14 protein-coding genes and 3 tRNA genes are annotated in these 16,240 nt (G+C 70.8%); 4 read left to right on the top strand and 13 right to left on the bottom strand.

Translation table 11 applies throughout. The features are described from left to right. Nucleotide 1: 1 nt before the first annotated feature. The 10 genes from ACIBNE_RS09660 to ACIBNE_RS09615 all read right to left on the bottom strand — a co-directional run bounded on the left by ACIBNE_RS09660 (nucleotide 2) and on the right by ACIBNE_RS09615 (nucleotide 12,142). Entirely contained in the window at nucleotides 2-1,063 is a 1,062-nt protein-coding gene (locus ACIBNE_RS09660) for a hydroxymethylglutaryl-CoA reductase (RefSeq protein ID WP_399270915.1), read from the bottom strand. Continuing rightward, nucleotides 1,060-2,151, bottom strand: a complete 1,092-nt coding sequence (gene fni, locus ACIBNE_RS09655; RefSeq protein ID WP_399270914.1) for a type 2 isopentenyl-diphosphate Delta-isomerase — start codon at nucleotides 2,149-2,151, stop codon at nucleotides 1,060-1,062. The genes ACIBNE_RS09660 and fni overlap by 4 nt, the downstream gene beginning before the upstream one ends. Beyond that, a complete protein-coding gene (locus ACIBNE_RS09650) occupies nucleotides 2,148-3,266 on the bottom strand; it encodes a phosphomevalonate kinase (RefSeq protein ID WP_399270913.1) in 1,119 nt (372 codons plus the stop codon). The genes fni and ACIBNE_RS09650 overlap by 4 nt, the downstream gene beginning before the upstream one ends. Then, on the bottom strand, nucleotides 3,263-4,315 hold the full coding sequence (gene mvaD / locus ACIBNE_RS09645) for a diphosphomevalonate decarboxylase (RefSeq protein WP_399270912.1): 1,053 nt from the start codon (nucleotides 4,313-4,315) through the stop codon (nucleotides 3,263-3,265). Before mvaD ends, ACIBNE_RS09650 begins: the two co-directional genes overlap by 4 nt. Beyond that, nucleotides 4,308-5,339 carry a mevalonate kinase gene (gene mvk, locus ACIBNE_RS09640; protein ID WP_399270911.1) on the bottom strand — a complete coding sequence of 344 codons (1,032 nt, stop codon included), beginning with the start codon at nucleotides 5,337-5,339 and terminating at the stop codon, nucleotides 4,308-4,310. Before mvk ends, mvaD begins: the two co-directional genes overlap by 8 nt. A gap of 69 nt (nucleotides 5,340-5,408) precedes the next feature. Continuing rightward, a complete protein-coding gene (locus tag ACIBNE_RS09635) occupies nucleotides 5,409-6,491 on the bottom strand; it encodes a polyprenyl synthetase family protein (protein ID WP_399270910.1) in 1,083 nt (360 codons plus the stop codon). A gap of 298 nt (nucleotides 6,492-6,789) precedes the next feature. Next, complete coding sequence (locus ACIBNE_RS09630; RefSeq protein ID WP_399270909.1) at nucleotides 6,790-8,184, bottom strand: cytochrome P450; 1,395 nt, start codon at nucleotides 8,182-8,184, stop codon at nucleotides 6,790-6,792. Nucleotides 8,185-8,251: 67 nt separating this feature from the next. Further along, the gene (locus ACIBNE_RS09625) at nucleotides 8,252-9,328 is read right to left on the bottom strand and encodes a terpene synthase family protein (RefSeq protein WP_399270908.1); all 1,077 of its coding nucleotides are present in this window, start codon (nucleotides 9,326-9,328) and stop codon (nucleotides 8,252-8,254) included. A 752-nt stretch (nucleotides 9,329-10,080) separates the two neighbouring features. After that, nucleotides 10,081-11,583 (bottom strand): MFS transporter, encoded by a 1,503-nt coding sequence (locus tag ACIBNE_RS09620; protein WP_399270907.1) that lies wholly within the window; start codon nucleotides 11,581-11,583, stop codon nucleotides 10,081-10,083. Nucleotides 11,584-11,725: 142 nt separating this feature from the next. Next, nucleotides 11,726-12,142 (bottom strand): PPOX class F420-dependent oxidoreductase, encoded by a 417-nt coding sequence (locus tag ACIBNE_RS09615; protein WP_399270906.1) that lies wholly within the window; start codon nucleotides 12,140-12,142, stop codon nucleotides 11,726-11,728. An 80-nt stretch (nucleotides 12,143-12,222) separates the two neighbouring features. Here ACIBNE_RS09615 and ACIBNE_RS09610 point away from each other — a divergent pair, with 80 nt between their 5' ends. Continuing rightward, nucleotides 12,223-12,696, top strand: coding sequence for a hypothetical protein (locus ACIBNE_RS09610; RefSeq protein ID WP_399270905.1), 474 nt, complete (start codon nucleotides 12,223-12,225; stop codon nucleotides 12,694-12,696). A gap of 170 nt (nucleotides 12,697-12,866) precedes the next feature. Continuing rightward, entirely contained in the window at nucleotides 12,867-13,433 is a 567-nt protein-coding gene (locus tag ACIBNE_RS09605; protein WP_399270904.1) for a TetR family transcriptional regulator, read from the top strand. A 253-nt stretch (nucleotides 13,434-13,686) separates the two neighbouring features. On the opposite strand, the gene ACIBNE_RS09600 is transcribed toward ACIBNE_RS09605, so the two are convergent. The 3 genes from ACIBNE_RS09600 to ACIBNE_RS09590 all read right to left on the bottom strand — a co-directional run bounded on the left by ACIBNE_RS09600 (nucleotide 13,687) and on the right by ACIBNE_RS09590 (nucleotide 14,100). Beyond that, nucleotides 13,687-13,760 (bottom strand) — tRNA-Ile (locus tag ACIBNE_RS09600). Between the two features lie 189 nt (nucleotides 13,761-13,949). After that, nucleotides 13,950-14,022: transfer RNA gene (locus ACIBNE_RS09595), tRNA-Asn, on the bottom strand. Nucleotides 14,023-14,027: 5 nt separating this feature from the next. After that, nucleotides 14,028-14,100: transfer RNA gene (locus ACIBNE_RS09590), tRNA-Asn, on the bottom strand. A 250-nt stretch (nucleotides 14,101-14,350) separates the two neighbouring features. Between ACIBNE_RS09590 and ACIBNE_RS09585 the strand changes: the two genes are divergently transcribed. Together ACIBNE_RS09585 and ACIBNE_RS09580 are read left to right on the top strand one after the other, a co-directional pair. Further along, nucleotides 14,351-14,665, top strand: a complete 315-nt coding sequence (locus ACIBNE_RS09585; RefSeq protein ID WP_399270903.1) for a YtxH domain-containing protein — start codon at nucleotides 14,351-14,353, stop codon at nucleotides 14,663-14,665. Nucleotides 14,666-14,763: 98 nt separating this feature from the next. After that, on the top strand, nucleotides 14,764-16,218 hold the full coding sequence (locus ACIBNE_RS09580; RefSeq protein WP_399270902.1) for an FGGY family carbohydrate kinase: 1,455 nt from the start codon (nucleotides 14,764-14,766) through the stop codon (nucleotides 16,216-16,218). Nucleotides 16,219-16,240: the final 22 nt, after the last annotated feature.

Below are 16,240 nucleotides of genomic sequence, written 5' to 3'. Positions count from 1 at the left end.
CTCAGACACCGACCTTTGCCGTCTTGTTGCCGCGTTCCAGTACGACGTGCGCGCGCATGAGTTCGCCCGGGTTGGTCTGCGCCGCGAGCAGCGAGAGCTCGCCGCAGAGGACCGTCGCCGCCGTGATGACGGCGAGCCGGCGGGCGTTCTCGCCGGGTGCGCGGTCCTCGCGGCAGCCGAGGCGGGTCAGGTTCGTCTCCACGAACTCCAGGCCCTTGCCGTTGCCCACGGTGCCGACGATCAGGTTGGGCAGGTTGCAGGAGAAGTAGAGGTCGCCGTCGCGGTCCTCCGCCAGGGTGACGCCCTGGGAGCCCTCGACGATGTTGGCCGCGTCCTGGCCGGTGGCCAGGTAGAACCCGAGCAGCATGTTGGCGTAGTGGGCGTTGGCCGAGCGGATGCCGCCGGCCAGCAGGGTCCCGAGCAGGTTCTTGCGGATGTTCAGCTGGACGATCTTGGCGGCCGTGGTGTGCAGGACGCGTTCCACCACGTCGCGCGGGACGAGCAGTTCCGTGACCACGTTCTTCCCGCGGCCGAGGATGCCGTTGATCGCGGTCGCCTTCTTGTCCGTGCAGTAGTTCCCGGAGATCGACCCGTAGGCGATTCCCGGAACGGTCTGCAGCAGGTGCGTCATGAGGGCGTCGGAGGCGAGCGTGGCCATGTTGTGGCCGGAGGCGTCGCCGGTGCTGAACTCGAACCGGACGAACAGCAGGTTGCCCGCGATCTCGTGCCGGACCTCCAGCAGTTCGGCGAACCGGCTGCAGGTGCGGACCACGGCCCGCAGTTCCTCGATCCGCGCCTCGATGGTGCGGACGGCCGTGTACGCGGTCTGGGCGTCGGTCGCCTCGAAGAGCACCGAGCGGGTCATGCGCTCGTCGACGAGGGTGGCGACGATGCCCCGCTCGGTGAGCATGGACACCTTCGCGCCGCGGCCCACGGAGGGCCACAGCGGCGTCTCGTAGGTGGCGAGGGGCACGTGGGTCTCGGTGTCGGCGACGTTCCCGGAGATGCGAAGGGGCCCGACCCACTTCATGGGAACCCTGGCAATGGCGTGCGTGTCGGTCATCGTGCTCTTCCCGTCGAATCGTGGAGGGCGTCGGCCGATCGGGCACGCCGGGCGAGTCGCCCCGTGTCGATGCCGCGGTCGGCGCAGAAGGAACGGAGGGTGCCGTGGATGATCAGGTCCTTGCCGGCGAGGTCGGCAGGGGTGCGCGCGCCGAGCATGGTCTGCAGGGCCGCGAGTTGGTCCAGCCAGCTCGTGATCTGTGCGACCAGCGCCTCGACACCGCCGTCGAGCAGGGTGCGCAGGAACACTCCGGAGGCCCCGACGCCACGGGCGCCCAGGGCGAGGGCGCGGGCCGCGTCGAGGGGGTGGCGGACGCCGCCGGAGGCGAGCACGGGCAGCCCGACGTCCTGCGCGTCCAGGAGGCAGGCGGCGGTGGACTGGCCCCAGTCGTGGAGGAAGGCGTAGTCGCCGAGCGGGCGCCGGCCGTTCTCGATGCGGGCGAAGTCGGTGCCGCCCCGGCCGCCGAGGTCCGCCGCGCGGACGCCCAGTTGACGCAGCGTCAGGACGGTCTCGCGGCTCAGGCCGTTGCCGACCTCCTTGACGATCACGGGCACGTCGACGGCCGCCGTGATCTTCTCGATCTGCGAGACCCAGGACCCGAAGGACCGGTCGCCCTCCGGCATGGCCGTTTCCTGCGCCGTGTTGACGTGGATCTGCAGGGCGTCGGCCGCCAGCAGTTCGACGGCGCGCCGCGCGTCGGCCACCGATGCCGTCGCGTTCACGTTGGCCATGACGAACCCGTGGGGGTTCTCCGTGCGCAGGACGCTGAAGGTGTCGGCGCACGCCGGGTCCCTGAAGAAGGCGTGCACGGAGCCCGACGCGATGGGCACCCCGGTCTCGCGGGCGGCGATCGCCAGGTCCCGGTTGATGACGCCGGTTCTGGCGGTGCCGCCGGTCATCGCGTTGATGTAGAGCGGCACCCGCCAGGAGATCCCGGCGAAGTCCGTGTCCAGGGACACCTGCGGCCGGTCGATGCCGGCCAGGGCGTGGTGTACGAAGGACACCTCGTCGAACTGGTTGATCGCGCTGCGGGTGTCCTGCTGCTCGATGGCTAGCCGGACGTGGTCGTCCTTGCGCTGAGCGCTCATTCCTCGATCCCTTCCGGGGCGGGCCCGACGGGCAGGGTCAGCACCCCGGCCGCGGCCCACCGTTGGCGTACGTGTGAGATGTCGTGCGTGGCTCCGGCGTCGAGCAGGGCGATGCCGCAGTCGCCGCCGCCCGCGCCCGACGGCTTGGCGGCGCCGCCGACGGTTTCGGCGGCCGTGCACAGGGCCGTCAGCGCGGGTGTGAAGATGCCGAGCCCGACTTCGTCGTCGAGGCGGGCCAACTCCTGCCGGGCACGGCGGATCTGGCGCAGCAGGCCCTGGTCGTCGCCGGCTTCGAGAGCGGTGATCGAGGCGCGTACGAAGTCGGTGGAGGTCTCCACGAACGCGCGGTGCGACGCGGTGCCGCGCCAGGTCCCGCGGTGCAGGCCGGACACGAGCGCGGTGGTGGAGGCCGGGTTGCCGGTCCAGCCGACTTCGAGTGCGAGGCCGCGCGGGGCCGGAAGCCTGCGGACCGAGAGGCCGGGCCAGGGCGTGCGCAGCGCTTCCCCGATGCCGTGGCGGCGGGCGAGGTCGCGCACGAAGTCCCGGTCGGGTGCCTGGTACGCGATCCAGCCGCCCCAGGTGCTGGCGGCGAGGTCGCCGCCGGAGCCCTTGGGGTCGATCCCGGCCGAGGAGATCAGGGCCAGGCGGTACCGGGCGTCGAGCGAGAGGTCCAGGCCGCACAGCGACGTGACGGCGTCGATCGTGGCCACGGTCACCGCACCGCTCGACCCCAGGCCGTACTTGCGGCCGTCGTCGTGCAGTCGGCTGCTGATCGAGATGTCCAACCCGGGCAGCGGCAGGCCGCGTTCGACCAGCAGCCGGCGCACGGTCTCGACCGCCGACACCACGTGCGTCAGTGCGCCGTGTCCCGCGGTCTCCCCGTCCTCGGTGCCGGGGGCCCGGAGCCGGCCGTCGAGCCATCGCCAGGTCACCGCCCCGGGGACGAGGTCGGACGAGACCACGACGTCGGCCGTGTCCAAGGGCGCGACCGTCACGGTGATCTCCCGGTCCACGGCCACCAGGACGGCCGGGGTGCCGGGCTCCACCACCGCGTACTCGCCCGCGACGAACAGCTTGCCCGGCGCGCTGCGGACGACCGTTCGCCCGGAGGTCATCGCCCGCCCTCGTCCGCCAGGCGGGCGCCCCGCCCCGGCCCCGCGACGTGCACGGTGCCGCCCGCGGCGGCGGCGCGCACGGCCTCGGCGACCCGGTCGGCGTCCGTACGGCGGCAGAGCACCTTGACGTTCGGTCCGGCGTCCATGGTCGCGTAGGCCGATATGCCCTCGCGCCGCAGTTGCAGCACGCTGTCGAGGACGGTGACCGAGGCGGGCGAGAGGTAGCGCACCGCGGGGCGCGCGCCCAGCATGGTCGCGTGCATGCCGAGGGAGTTGCGCTCGGCGATCTCGCCCACCGCGTCGAGGTCGCCGCGCGAGAGCGCCGCCCTCATCTCGGCCAGGTCGTCCCGGCTCGACTCGGCCCAGGGCTCGAACAGGGGCGAGGTCTCTACGGTGCGGCGCATGGCCGCGCGGCTCGACACCTCCTTGGGGCCCGCGTTGACCACCGCGATGACCAGTGCGGGGTCGAGGTCGCCCGTCCGCACCGGCTCCGCGTAGGAGCTGAGGTCGGCCTCCTCGGGCGGCGCCGTGTGGGTGCCGGCGTGCCAGACGACGAAGCCGCCGAAGATCGACCGCGTGGCCGAGCCCGAGCCGCGGCGGGCCAGCCGGGAGAGAGCGGTGTCGTCGAGGTCCAGTCCGTACGCGGTGGCGGCGGCGACGGCGAGCGCGGCGAACCCGCCGGCGGAGGAGGCGAGGCCCGCCCCGGTGGGCACGGTGTTGCGGGTGTCGACGACGGCCCGGTGCGGGATCCCGGCCCGCTGGCGCACCAGGTCGAGGAATCCGGTGATGCGCCGCCGTTCCTCGCCCGCCGCGGGTGCGCCGTTGAAGGTCACCTCGTCGTCCGCGGCCCCGGCGTCGAGGTGGACGCCGGTGGTCGTGGGGAAGATGTCCAGGGTCATCGACAGGCTGCTGGTCCACGGGAGGAAGAGGCGCTCGTCGCGCTTCCCCCAGTACTTGATCAGCGCGATGTTCGGGTGCGCGACCGCGGTGGCTCCGCCCGCGCCCGGCCGCTCCCGCGGGCGGAGCACGGTGCTCTGCTGCTCAGCCATGAGTGACGAACCTCCTCAGTGGGACGATCCACGTCTGCACGGCGCCCGCCTCGTGCAGCCGTCGGGTGACCTCTCTCGCCTGCTCGGGCTGGGTCAGTGCGAGGACGCAGCCGCCCAGTCCACCGCCGGTGATCTTGGCGCCGAGGCTGCCCGTGGCGAGTGCGGCACTCACCATCGCCTCGATCCGGTCGGTGCTCAGCCCGGCCTCGCGGAGCAGCCCGTGGTACTCCGTCAGCAGGGTGCCGAGCTCCTCGGGCCTGCCCGCGGCGAGGGCGCCCACGGCTTCGTGGGTCAGCTCCGTCGCCCGGCGCAGGAACTTCTCCTGCGTTCCGGCGTTCTGCCGGAACCTCTCCCGCAGCTTGTCGACCGCTTCCTTGGTGCTGCCGACGGCGCCGCTGTCCGCGATGACGAACAGCGCGTCGCAGCCGACGCTCAGCGTGCGGGCCTCGCCCGCCTGGAACAGCAGCGGGGCGCTCGCGCCGACGGTGACCGCGTCGACGCCGCTGGCCTTGCCGTGCATCACGTTCTCGGCGGTCTGCACCAGGTCGAACGCCGTCCGCTGCGAGACCTCGGTGCCGCAGAGGTCGGCCAGGGCGAGGACGACGGCACGGGCGCAGGCCGCGCTGGAGCCGAGCCCCCTGCCGAGCGGAATCGAACCGTCGATGATCACATCGAGGTGCCGGCCGTCGTCGACGCCCATGGCCGCCCTGAAGTCGGCGGTCATCCGGCGCAGCCCCTCGGACGCCTGCGTTCCGACCTTCTTCCAGGCGGATCCGGTCATCGTGAAGGACACGCCGGCCGGTTCTCCGCCTCGGACGGAGAACCCGGCGTTGGCGGTGATCGACAGCTGCGGAACCGGTAGGGCGAGCGCCGGGGCTCCGTAGACAACCGCGTGCTCCCCCAGCAAAATGGACTTGGCGTGGGCCCGGCCGGTGCCGACCGAGCGCGCACGGCTGCCTTCCGCCGTCCCCACCACCGGGGCCGGTGGAGTCGACGTACTCAGCACCCCTTGTCGAAATTCCATTGAGATCGCGTCATCCAGATTTCTAGGAAGGAATGAAGTAGGTCCGCTCGACCGCTCGTCGCTCCGTGCTCAGGTGGCCCTGAGCGTCGTGGTGGTGACGAAGGTGTCGAGGGTCTTCCTGACCTCGTCGGGGAACGGGGCCTCGTCCAGGACCTGCCTGGCGCGCCGCACCCGGTCGGTGATCATCTGTTCCACCTTGTCGGCGGCGCCCGTGTCCCGGAGGATCCCGCGGACCGTCTCGGCGCCCGCTTCGTCCAGGTCGGGGTCGCCGACCAGGGACTTCAGCACCTGCGCCTGCTCGGCGTCGGCGGCGTGGAGGGCGTGTGCCATCAGCGCTGTCGCCTTGCCCTCCCGCAGGTCGTCCAGGGTCGACTTGCCGGTCTTGGACGGGTCGCCGAAGACGCCGAGGAGGTCGTCGCGCAGCTGGAAGGCCTCGCCGATCGGAAGGGCGTAGGCGGTGCAGACGTCCAGCAGGGACTGGTCCGCTCCGGCGAGGGCCGCGCCGATGTGCAGCGGCCGCTCCACGGTGTACTTGGCCGTCTTGTAGCGGATCACGGCCAGCGACCGCTCGACGTCCGCGGTGGGCTGTCCCGTGGCCAGCAGGTCCCGGTACTGACCGATCATCACTTCGGTGCGCATGGCGTCCAACAGTGGCCTGACGGCGGCCAGTTGCTGCGGGTCGAGGCCGCTGGAGTGCAGCAGCTCGTCCGACCAGACCATGACGAGGTCGCCGAGCAGGATCGCGCTGTTGGTGCCGAACCGCTCGGCGGTCATGTAGTTCGCGCCCGTCTCCAGCGTGCGGTGGAGGGTCGGGCGGCCGCGCCGGGTGTCGGAGGCGTCCATCACGTCGTCGTGGATGAGGGTGAAGGCGTGGAAGAGTTCGAGCGAGGCCGCCGCGCCGATGACGGGCTCCGTGTCGCCGTGTCCGCGCGCCGCGTGCCAGCCCACCATGCACAGGAGCGGCCGTATGCGCTTGCCGCCCGCGATCAGGAAGCCGCGCAGGTGCTCGATGAGCGAGACCAGGTGGACATCCGTGTCCCGGCCGCTCTTGGTGTCGAGGAAGGCGTTCAGTCGTTCGTCGATCAGGCCGCGCAGGTGTACCGAGTCCAGGGCGTCGGCACCCGGTTCGCGAAGGCTGGTGGTGGGGCTCATGTGTCGTTGCTCCTGTTCGTCAAGACCGTGTGGACCGCGTCCGTGAGGGCGTGAAACGGGAGGGGAACCGCCGAAGAGGGACATCGCTTTCCGGCCGGGCCGAGGAGGGGCCCGGCAGTCGCCGGGCCGCACCGCGGGCACGAGGCACCGAGGAAGGGGCGAGCGGTGGCGGAGGGTTCGCACCGCACCGCGGGGCCGGCCCTCCGCGCACGTGGATCCACGTGCCGGAGGGCGGGCCGGACAGGGGCGGCATCGGGTACGGGACCCGCCGGGCCCCTGTCGGTCGAGCGGGCCGGGTTCAGCTCGCCGCGGCCTGCGGCTCGCGTGCCGACCGCCGGCGGGTCGGCACGACCTTGAACTGGTCGGGGCGCAGGCTCATGCGCACGAGGGCGCGGGTGGGGCGGGTGCCCGGGGCGCGGTCCAGCTTCCAGTACTGGGCCACGGTGGCCACGATGACCTGGGCCTCGGTGAGGGCGAACACGTCACCGATGCACTTGCGGTTCCCGGCACCGAAGGGCAGGTAGGCGTCGCCCTTGCGCGCGGTGGTCGACTTGGTGAGCCACCGGTCGGGCTCGAAGCTGTCGGGGGCGTCGAAGTAGCGGGCGTCCCGGTTCAGCAGGAAGGGGCTGTACGACAGCTCGGTGCCGGCCGGCACGGACAGCCCGCCGAGCGTGGTGTCGACGGCGGCGCGACGGCTGAGCAGCCAGGCCGGCGGGTAGAGCCGCAGACCCTCGGCGACGACGTTGCGGGTGTACGGGAGCTTCCGCAGGTCCTCGGCCGTCACCGGGCGGCCGTCCAGCACCTCGTCGAGTTCCGCGTGCAGCTTGGCGGCGGCCTGCGGGTTCTCGTGCAGCAGGTGGAAGATCCACGACATCAGGACGGCGGTGGTCTCCGCGCCCCCGAGGAGCAGGGTGATGGACTGGTCGTGCAGTTCCTGGTCGGTGAAGCGGTGCCCCTCCTCGTCGACCTCCGTCATCATCGTGCGCAGCAGACCGCCGCCGTCGCCCGAATGGCGGTAGCGGTCGATGGTCTCGCGCACCACCTGGTGCAGCTGCGCCTCCGCGCGCTTGTAGCGCTGGTTGCCGGGGGTGGGCAGCTGGGCCAGGGTCGGCAGCGGGTTGAGCATGCGGAAGAACATGCCGTCGATCACGGTGTTCAGGGCCGTCGGGAGGTTGTGGTGGGCGCCCCGGCGCACCTCGCCCTCACCGGGCTCGGAGAACAGGCAGCTCAGTGCCACGTCGGCGCTGAGGTTGCCCATCTGCATCAGGAGGTCGACGTTCTCGCCCTCCGGCCATTCGTGGGCCGAGGCGGCCGCCTGCTTCTGCATGATGCCGACGTACTCGGCGATGCGCGCGGGGTGGAAGGACGGCTGGATCAGGCGCCGCTGCTTGCGGTGGACGAGGCCGTCGACGGTGACGAGCCCGTCTCCGAGGACCGTGCGCACGCGGTCCATCACGGGACCGCCCTTGACGAAGTCCTTGACCTTGTCGGTCAGCATCTCGTGGACGAGATCGGGGTGGCACGCGATGTACATGGGCGTCGGCCCCACCATGATCTTCACGAGGTCGCCCTGCTTGGGCAGCGACCGGAGGAAGCTGAGCGGGTCGCTGCGCAGTCGGTGCGCGTGTCCGAGCACGGGCAGCGCGCTCGGTGCGGTGCCCTTCGTGTAGCTCTTGGTTGCCTGGCCTGTCACGGAACGAACCTCCATGCGTTTGTTGACTGACGGGTTTGCGGACCCGGCGGGCTCCGTACTGCCGCTGTCAGCCCTCCAGCTGGTCCCACCACCAGGCGACCTGCGGAATCGGCAGGGGTGCGGGGTCCGCGTCAGCCGGCTCGTCCGCCCAGACCAGGCCGTAGCCGCCGAAGTTCTGTTCTTCGCCGGTCTCCGGGTCGACGGGCGCGCAGTAACGGGTGGTGAAGTCGGCCCAGATGATGTGCCCGCGAATCCAGTAGCCGATCTCGTGGACGTAGCGCTTCAGTTCCGGACGGGCGGTCGCGGAGATCTCGTCGCGCAGGCGCAAGTACAGAGACATGATTCGGTCACGCAGAGCGTGGACTTCGGCGACCGCTTCCTCGGGTGTGCACTGCCGGTCGCGCACCAGGATGCTAATGGCGTTCTGGTCGAACAAGCCCTGGAGATTCTCCCGGTGAATGGAGATCAGGTCGTTGTCGAGACCGACGATTACGGATACCGCTTCGGATACCGCGCGCACCCGGGGATCGATCCGTTCGGCTGCGGTCAGTTCATATCCGCCGCCGATTGGAGTGAGTGCGGTCAGCCAGGGGCCGGCCACATCGTTGCCCCGCATGATCAGGTAGTCGCCCAGTTCGGGGAGTTCACCGAGACTCTGGTTTGCGCACTTCCACAGGACACCGTCGAAATAGCTGCAGAAACCCTGGCGCAGATGCTCAAGCTGACTCGGCGTCGACACGCCGGAGATGTGGTTCCAAAAGTCCTGGAAGGACGAGAGGTACGGATCTCCCGACGGCACGGCGGACTTGGGCGAGGCAAGGATGTGCTTGAGCCGACTGACGTGGACGGTCAGCGGTCCTGGCTGGTCCAGCCCCGGGATCACGTCGAGGTCGTCGTCCCAGGCACCGCCCCAGTACATGACATAGGTGATGATTTCGGCGTACCGGTCGAGGACGTACGGCATGCAGTGCGCGGTGTACGAACCCGCTTTCATTTTCGGCAGCCAGTCGCCCTCCTTGCGGAAACCCTGCTGAAACATCCAGGCAACAGCGCCGGCATCTATTTCGTCCGGCTTGTCGTACACGACGTCGGGCAGCGGGCAATAGAACGGCGGAACGGCGAGTTTGCGGCGCACAGTTGTCATACCAAACTCCCTTTGGGCAGAGCTGAACGTCTGGGATTTCACAGAAAAGTCGGAGTAGCCCTCGGAGTCAGCCCGGAGCGAAAGGTGATCTTGGGCGGTGGAGCCACGCACGGCAGGCTGCGGACCACCAATGGCACGCACTCAAGGAACACACGCGGTGGAAGTTCCTCAAGCCCCCTCGGCAGTTACTCGGCGGTTACTTGTCTCTCGCAAGGATCGCCTTCAAAAACTAACAGGACGGTTAGCTTTGAACCATAGAGTGGCTTGTTCTCGACCATTCGATCGGGCCGTCGGGAAATTTCCGAAGCGCACGACAATGTCCCATATCTTACTTTGATGCCGAGCGTGACCCCTGCGGCCGAAATGCGCTGCGCAATCTCCGGCCCCACAGCTGCATATGCCCCTGGAAAGCGAGGCTCCCATTCCAATTGAGCCAGGCGCCCTGACGCTAAACCTCGATCATATGACTGAATTTCGACCGGACGGAACGGAAAACGACATCCGCCGTTTACATTTGCGCCACCGCGAGAACCCGTGGACTTCGGGCGCCGTACGGGTCGCGACGGGGGTGGAGCCCTCACCGACGGGCCGGAGGACCGGTACGGCCCGGTGACGTACCCGGCTTCCTACAGGAGTCGCTGGAGGTCCGCCAAATCGAGAAGCCCCCCGGTGACCGTCAGCGCGGGTGCGCTGCACGGCCCTCGGGGGGCTGCTTCCCGTTCGGGAGGGAGGGGACTTCGTGGAGCAGGTCGTCACATGGCGACGGTCTTCACCGCGTCGGGGTCCTTCTCCCGGACGCCGGGGCGGTAGAGCAGGAAGGTCACGACGAGGCCGAAGGCCGCGAGGCCCGCCGCCCACCAGTACGCGGTGGAGTAGCTGTGCAGCGCCGCCTCGGCGATCACCCCGGGCGTCGCCTGCCGGCTGCTGAGGTAGCTGCTCGCCGCGCTCGCCGCGATCGTGTTGAGGACGGCGATCCCCAGCGAACCACCGATCTGCTGCGTGGTGTTGACCGCCGCGGAGGCCACACCAGAGTCGTCCTCGTGCACCCGGTAGGTGGCGAGGTCGATCGCCGGCGCGTAGACCAGGCCGAGGCCCAGGCCCAGGACGATCAGCGGCGGCAGGATGCCTCCGACGTAGCTGCTGTCCAGCTCCAGGCGGGTGAACCAGACCATGCCCGCGCCCAGCAGCGCCATCCCGAGGGGAATCACGATCTTCGGCCCCACCCGGGGCATCAGGACGCCCACGGCCAGACCGGAGGCGACGACCAGCGAGACCGGGATGGGCAGGAAGGCGAGTCCCGCCTCGACCGGGGTGTACTGGAGCGTCTGCTGCATGTAGTAGGCGAGGAACAGCGCGACCGCGTACATGACTCCGGTGGCGACCAGGATGGCGATCTGCGAGGCGCCCCGGTCCCTGTCGACGAGGATGCGCAGGGGCAGCAGCGGCCGGTCCGTCGTCGTCTGCCAGTACGTGAAGAGGGCGAGCAGGGCGACGCCCCCGACCAGCAGGCCCCAGCTGGCGGGAGAACCCCAGCCGTGCGACTCGGCGTTGGAGAACCCGTAGACCAGTCCGAACAGACCCAGGGTGACCAGCACCGCGCCGGGGACGTCGAGCTTGGCGCGCTGGGTCACCCGGGGCTGACGCTCGATCAGCAGCAGACCGCCCAGGAACGCCGCCGCCGCGAACGCCAGGTTGATGTAGAGGGTCCAGCGCCAGTCGAGGTACTCGGTCAGCACGCCGCCCAGCAGATTGCCGAGCGCGCCGCCCGCGCCCGCGATGGCACCGAAGATCGCGAAGGCCCGGCCGCGTTCCTTGACGTCGGTGAAGATGGTCGTCAGCAGGGAGAGGGCGGCGGGCGCCAACAGGGCGCCCGAGACGCCCTGGAGCGCCCTCGCCAGCACCAGTACTTCGAAGTTGCCCGCTGCTCCGCCGAGCACCGAGGCGGCGGCGAAACCGATGATGCCCGCGAGGAAGGTCTGCTTGCGGCCGAAGAGGTCGGCGATGCGCCCGCCGATCAGCAGCAGGCTGCCGAAGGTGAGCGCGTAGGCAGTGACGATCCACTGCCTGTCGTTGTCGGAGAAGCCCAGGTCCGCCTGGGCGGACGGCAGTGCGATGTTCACGATGGTGGCGTCCAGCATGATCATCAACTGGGCCAGAGCGATCACGGCCAGCGCCCACCACCGCCGCGAGGACCGCGGGGACGAGGGTCCTGGTTCGGGCGGGCTGCCGATGAATTCACCGGTGGGTAACGACATGGCGGTGCCACTCCGTTCGAAAAGTCTTTGACTAACTAGATGGTTACCAGTCTGGAGCAAGGCTGCCCGAGATACGACGGCCCGTCAACAAGGGTTCGGCCGGGAGCGATGGGGACCGGACGCGGCCGGGGGCCCGCGAGGATCACTCCACGAGCCGGATCCGGATGCCCACCGTGCGGTGCTTGGACCCCTTCAGCCGGCTGCCCAGCAGGCCGATCCGCGCGACGAGACCGTACTTGCGCTTCATCAGGTCGAGGTAGTGGACGGTGTCCCGGTCGGCGGGCAGGTCGGCGACGCCCGGCACGGACTCCCCCCTCGGGGTCCCCCGCCAGTCGCAGGGGGCGACGGTCACCCGGCCGCTGTTGCGGATCCGCTTGACCTTGCCGGCGTCGGCCGCGCTCCACACGGCCAGGAAGTCCCCGTCCCTCATCACCCACACCGGAGTGGGCACCGCCCGCCCGTTCCGGCGGAACGTCGTGAGAAGTACGTATTTGGACGCCCCCAGTCGCTCAACCAGGCTGCTCGGTAAGGACGGTGAGTCGGATGGTGAGGTGGTCATCGCGATAGCGTAACCGGTTAGTCACCCTGTTGTCGCCACGAACCGACGCGGCGTCAGCTCCCCACGACGAGGAGTACCACGTGCTGAAATTCGCCTGGGCCGTGCTCGCCGGATTCGCCCTGGGCACCCCGGCCGTACCCTTCGGCCTCTCGATCTCCCTGGCCCCGCCCGTCGCGCTCGTCGCCGTGCTCCTCGGTGCGGCCGGATGCCTGCTGTCCGCGGTCTTCGCGGTCGGGTGGCTGCGCACCCGATGGCTGGCCTGGCGCTCGACGCGACGGCCCGTCACCGCGGGGGCGCCGCCCGAGGAACGGCGGAACCGGCTCTCCGGATCCACCGGTCGGCGGGCCCGGCGCGTGGCGAACCGGTACGGCGTGATCGGGTTCGGCATCATCGGGCCCGCGCTCTTCGGCACCTGGGGATCGGCCATGCTGGGCACTGCGCTGGGCCTGCCCCGGTGGCGGCTGATCGGCTGGCTCATGGCGGGCGTCACCCTGTGGTGCACCGTCATGCTGCTCGCCTCCGAGGCGCTGATCGACGCCTTCGGACTGAGGTGACGGCACACCCGCCCCACCCGCCCCCCGATCGCGACGACCGGAGCCGACCAGCGACAACTCACCTCCCCTATACGGCACTTCGTCCTCCGTGACCCACGGACGACGGCGGCGACGGCAACGGGCCTCCACGCCCCCCGCAAGAGCCATGAACCACTGTTAACATGACCCTCATGTCCCGAGCCGAGGCCACTAAGGCCCGCATCCTCCACGCGGCGACCGAGGAGTTCGCGGCGTACGGGATCGCGGGAGCACGCGTCGACCGAATCGCCAAGGCCGCTTCGGCGAACAAGAACCTCATCTACGTCTACTTCTGCAACAAGGACGGCCTCTTCGACGCCGTCTTCGACGCACACCTCGGGCGCGGCCTCGACATGGTGCCCTTCACGCCCGACGACCTGCCGGAGTACGCCGGGCAGCTGTTCGACTTCTTCCAGAAGCACCCCGAGGTGCTCCGCCTGGCGACCTGGCACCGGCTGGAACGCGGCACTTCCGTGGAACGGGACCCCGCCGTCGCCCAGCCGACCCGCAACGAGAAGCTCTCCTCGCTGGAAGCGGTGCGCAAGGGCCAGGTGGGCGCATCGGGCTTCGACCCGGCCACGCTCCTCACCCTCGTCCTGGCCATCGCCTCGGCCTGGAGCCCGACGAACGCCGCGAGCATGCCTGCGGCGGCCGTCCTGGCGTCGAACCCGGCGGACTGCCGCAGCGCGATCATGGAGGCCGTGCGGCGCCTCCTGTGACGGGTGGCGGGCGCCGCTCGCCCCCGTCGCGCGGCCCGGCCGCCCCGGGGCCGCGGCGCCCCGCCGCGCGATCGTCTGCCGGTGCTGGAGAGCGCGGGCCACGAAGACGGTCCACCGGCCGACGGTGGGAGCTTCCGCGGCCCCGAAACCCATTTCGCGCTGCGCGCGGGGCGGGCCGGGGCCGACTCGCGCCCACAGCCCCAGAAAACGCCAAAGCCGCAGGTGAGATCGTTTCTGCACCTGCGGCACACAGTGGGGCGGGTGGGACTCGAACCCACGGCCGACGGATTATGAGTCCGCTGCTCTAACCGGCTGAGCTACCGCCCCTAACGGCGCGTCGCGCACATTTGTGCGCGCCGTCTGCCGCAGCATAGCCGGTCATACGATCTCCTGCTTCGGATGGTCGGCAACGCATGACCATGAGGACACCGCCGCGGCCTGCACGGTTCCCGGAAGCGCGGGCGAACAGCGCCGGAAAACGAAGAAGAGGGCCCCGCAGGGCCCTCTTCCCGATCGCTCCCCCGACTGGACTCGAACCAGTAACCCTCCGGTTAACAGCCGAATGCTCTGCCAATTGAGCTACAGGGGATCGCGCTCCCCCGACTGGACTCGAACCAGTAACCTGCCGGTTAACAGCCGGCTGCTCTGCCAATTGAGCTACAGGGGATTGCTGCGTTGCACCGAACGAACCCACCTGGGACTTGCCCGGGAGGCGTGCGTTCGCTGCGACACATACATTAGCGCAAGCAGGGGGGTGCTCCGCCAATCGGTATCCCGGAGAGCGGACCGGGGTGCCCGCCGGGCCCTCCCCGGACGGTCCTCCGGGATGATCTCCGGGCGGCTCCCGGGGTGATCTCGGGCCGCTACGGGTAGGCGGGCAACCACACAGCCCACAGCACCAGGGAAGGGTGGAGGCCATGCGGTACAAGCTCACGTTCATCGCCGGTCTGGCCGTCGGATACGTCATCGGCACGCGGGCCGGGCGCGAGCGGTACGAGCAGCTGAGGAAGTCCGCGCGGCAGATCGCCCAGAATCCGGCCGTCCGCAACGCCGCCGAGTCCGCGGCGCAGGGCGGCCGCGAGTTCGCGGGCAGGGCGTACCACTCGGTGAGCGGGAAGGTCGGCGAGAAGGTCGGGGACAAGGTGCCCGACTCCGTGGCGGCCCGGGTGCGCTCGCTGCGGGAGCGCAGCCGCAGCGGCGAGGACGACGACTGGGGCACCACCAACACCTGATCCGCCGGCACCGGGTCCGTACGCGGCGAAGCCGCACCGGCCGGGGTCCTGCGTCACAGGGGCCCCGGCCGCGCCGCGCGTGCGGCAGAATCTTGTCCATGGGGATAGTCGCCGGTCTGGACAGCTCAGCCACCTTCACGCGCATCGTCGTCTGCGACACGGACACGGGCGCCGTCCTGCGGCAGGGGTACGCGCCGCATCCGATCGAGGACAAGAGCAGCGACGTCGATCCACAGGCGTGGCTGCTCTCCCTCGGCGAGGCGGCGGGCGGCGGGCTCCTGGAGGGCGTCCAGGCGATCGGCGTGTCCGCGCAGCAGCACGGCCTCGTGCCGCTGGACGCCCACGGCAACCTCGTGCGCCCCGCGCTCGTCGGGAACGACAAGCGGGCGCAGGTCGCCGCGGTGGACCTGGCCGATGCGCTCGGCGGGCGGCAGGCCTGGACCGAGGCCGTCGGGGCGTACCCGCAGGCCGGGATGGCGGTGGCGAAGCTGCGCTGGCTGGCGCGGCACGAGCCGGAGGCGGCCCGGCGGGTCGCGGCCGTGCTCCAGCCGCACGACTGGCTGGTCTGGCAGCTGCTCGGCCGTCCCGCCCGGCGCACCACCGACCGGGGCGCGGCCTCCTCGACCGGCTACTGGTCGCCCGCCACCGGCTCGTACCGGCCCGACCTGGTGGACCTCGCGCTCGGGCACCAGGCCGCGCTCCCCGAGGTGCTGGCCCCCTCCGAGGTCGCCGGGACGACGCCCGAGGGGCTGCTGATCTCCGCGGGGACCGGCGAGACGATGGCGGCGGCGCTGGGGCTCGGGCTGGGCACCGGGGACGCCGTGGTGTCCCTCGGCGCGTCGGGCTCCGTGATGGCGGTGCACCACGAGGCGCTGGTCGACCCGGCGGGCTCCATCGCCTCGTTCGCCGACGCGACGGGCATGCACCTGCCGGTCGTGCACACGCTCAACGCCGTACGGGTGCTGCGCGGGTCCGCCGAAATGCTGGGCCTGGAAGGGCTCGACGAGCTGTCCGCGCTGGCGCTGAAGTCGACGCCCGGCGCCTCCGGGCTCGTACTGCTGCCGTATCTGGAGGGCGAGCGGACGCCGCACCTGCCGCACACCGCGGGCACCCTGTGCGGGCTGCGGCGCGAGGCGATGAAGCCGGAGCACCTGGCGCGGGCCGCCTTCGAGGGCATGCTGTGCGGGCTCGCCGACGCGCTGGACGTGCTGCGCGGGCGGGGCGTGTCGGTGCGGCGGGTGTTCCTGCTGGGCGCGGCGGCCGAGCTGCCCGCCGTGCAGGCGATCGCGCCCGCGCTGCTGGGCGCGCAGGTCGTGGTGGTGGAGCCCGCCGACTACGCGGCGCTGGGCGCGGCCCGGCAGGCCGCCTGGGCGCTGGGGGTCTCGCAGGGGACGCTGTCGCCCTCGGCGCCGCCCGCCTGGCAGGGGGCGGCCGGGCAGGTCTTCGAGCCGGGCGACGAGCTGGCCGTGGGGCAGGCCGTACGGCAGCAGTACGTCACGACGCGCGACCAGGTGCACCCCGGCGCGTTCGGCGCGGCGCAGGGCTCCCTCTAGCGGTCGGGGGGCACCCGCGGGT

The organism is Streptomyces sp. NPDC050504 (assembly GCF_044458065.1).
Taxonomy (GTDB): domain Bacteria; phylum Actinomycetota; class Actinomycetes; order Streptomycetales; family Streptomycetaceae; genus Streptomyces.
This window is presented reverse-complemented; position numbering and strand designations above follow the sequence as displayed.

What these genes read in the sequence shown, in the direction of transcription:
- ACIBNE_RS09660 (WP_399270915.1), bottom strand. Translation starts at nt 1,063, where the DNA reads ATGACCGACACGCACGCCATTGCCAGGGTTCCCATGAAGTGGGTCGGG.
- fni (WP_399270914.1), bottom strand. Translation starts at nt 2,151, where the DNA reads ATGAGCGCTCAGCGCAAGGACGACCACGTCCGGCTAGCCATCGAGCAG.
- ACIBNE_RS09650 (WP_399270913.1), bottom strand. Translation starts at nt 3,266, where the DNA reads ATGACCTCCGGGCGAACGGTCGTCCGCAGCGCGCCGGGCAAGCTGTTC.
- mvaD (WP_399270912.1), bottom strand. Translation starts at nt 4,315, where the DNA reads ATGGCTGAGCAGCAGAGCACCGTGCTCCGCCCGCGGGAGCGGCCGGGC.
- mvk (WP_399270911.1), bottom strand. Translation starts at nt 5,339, where the DNA reads ATGGAATTTCGACAAGGGGTGCTGAGTACGTCGACTCCACCGGCCCCG.
- ACIBNE_RS09635 (WP_399270910.1), bottom strand. Translation starts at nt 6,491, where the DNA reads ATGAGCCCCACCACCAGCCTTCGCGAACCGGGTGCCGACGCCCTGGAC.
- ACIBNE_RS09625 (WP_399270908.1), bottom strand. Translation starts at nt 9,328, where the DNA reads ATGACAACTGTGCGCCGCAAACTCGCCGTTCCGCCGTTCTATTGCCCG.
- ACIBNE_RS09620 (WP_399270907.1), bottom strand. Translation starts at nt 11,583, where the DNA reads ATGTCGTTACCCACCGGTGAATTCATCGGCAGCCCGCCCGAACCAGGA.
- ACIBNE_RS09615 (WP_399270906.1), bottom strand. Translation starts at nt 12,142, where the DNA reads ATGACCACCTCACCATCCGACTCACCGTCCTTACCGAGCAGCCTGGTT.
- ACIBNE_RS09605 (WP_399270904.1), top strand. Translation starts at nt 12,867, where the DNA reads ATGTCCCGAGCCGAGGCCACTAAGGCCCGCATCCTCCACGCGGCGACC.
- ACIBNE_RS09585 (WP_399270903.1), top strand. Translation starts at nt 14,351, where the DNA reads ATGCGGTACAAGCTCACGTTCATCGCCGGTCTGGCCGTCGGATACGTC.
- ACIBNE_RS09580 (WP_399270902.1), top strand. Translation starts at nt 14,764, where the DNA reads ATGGGGATAGTCGCCGGTCTGGACAGCTCAGCCACCTTCACGCGCATC.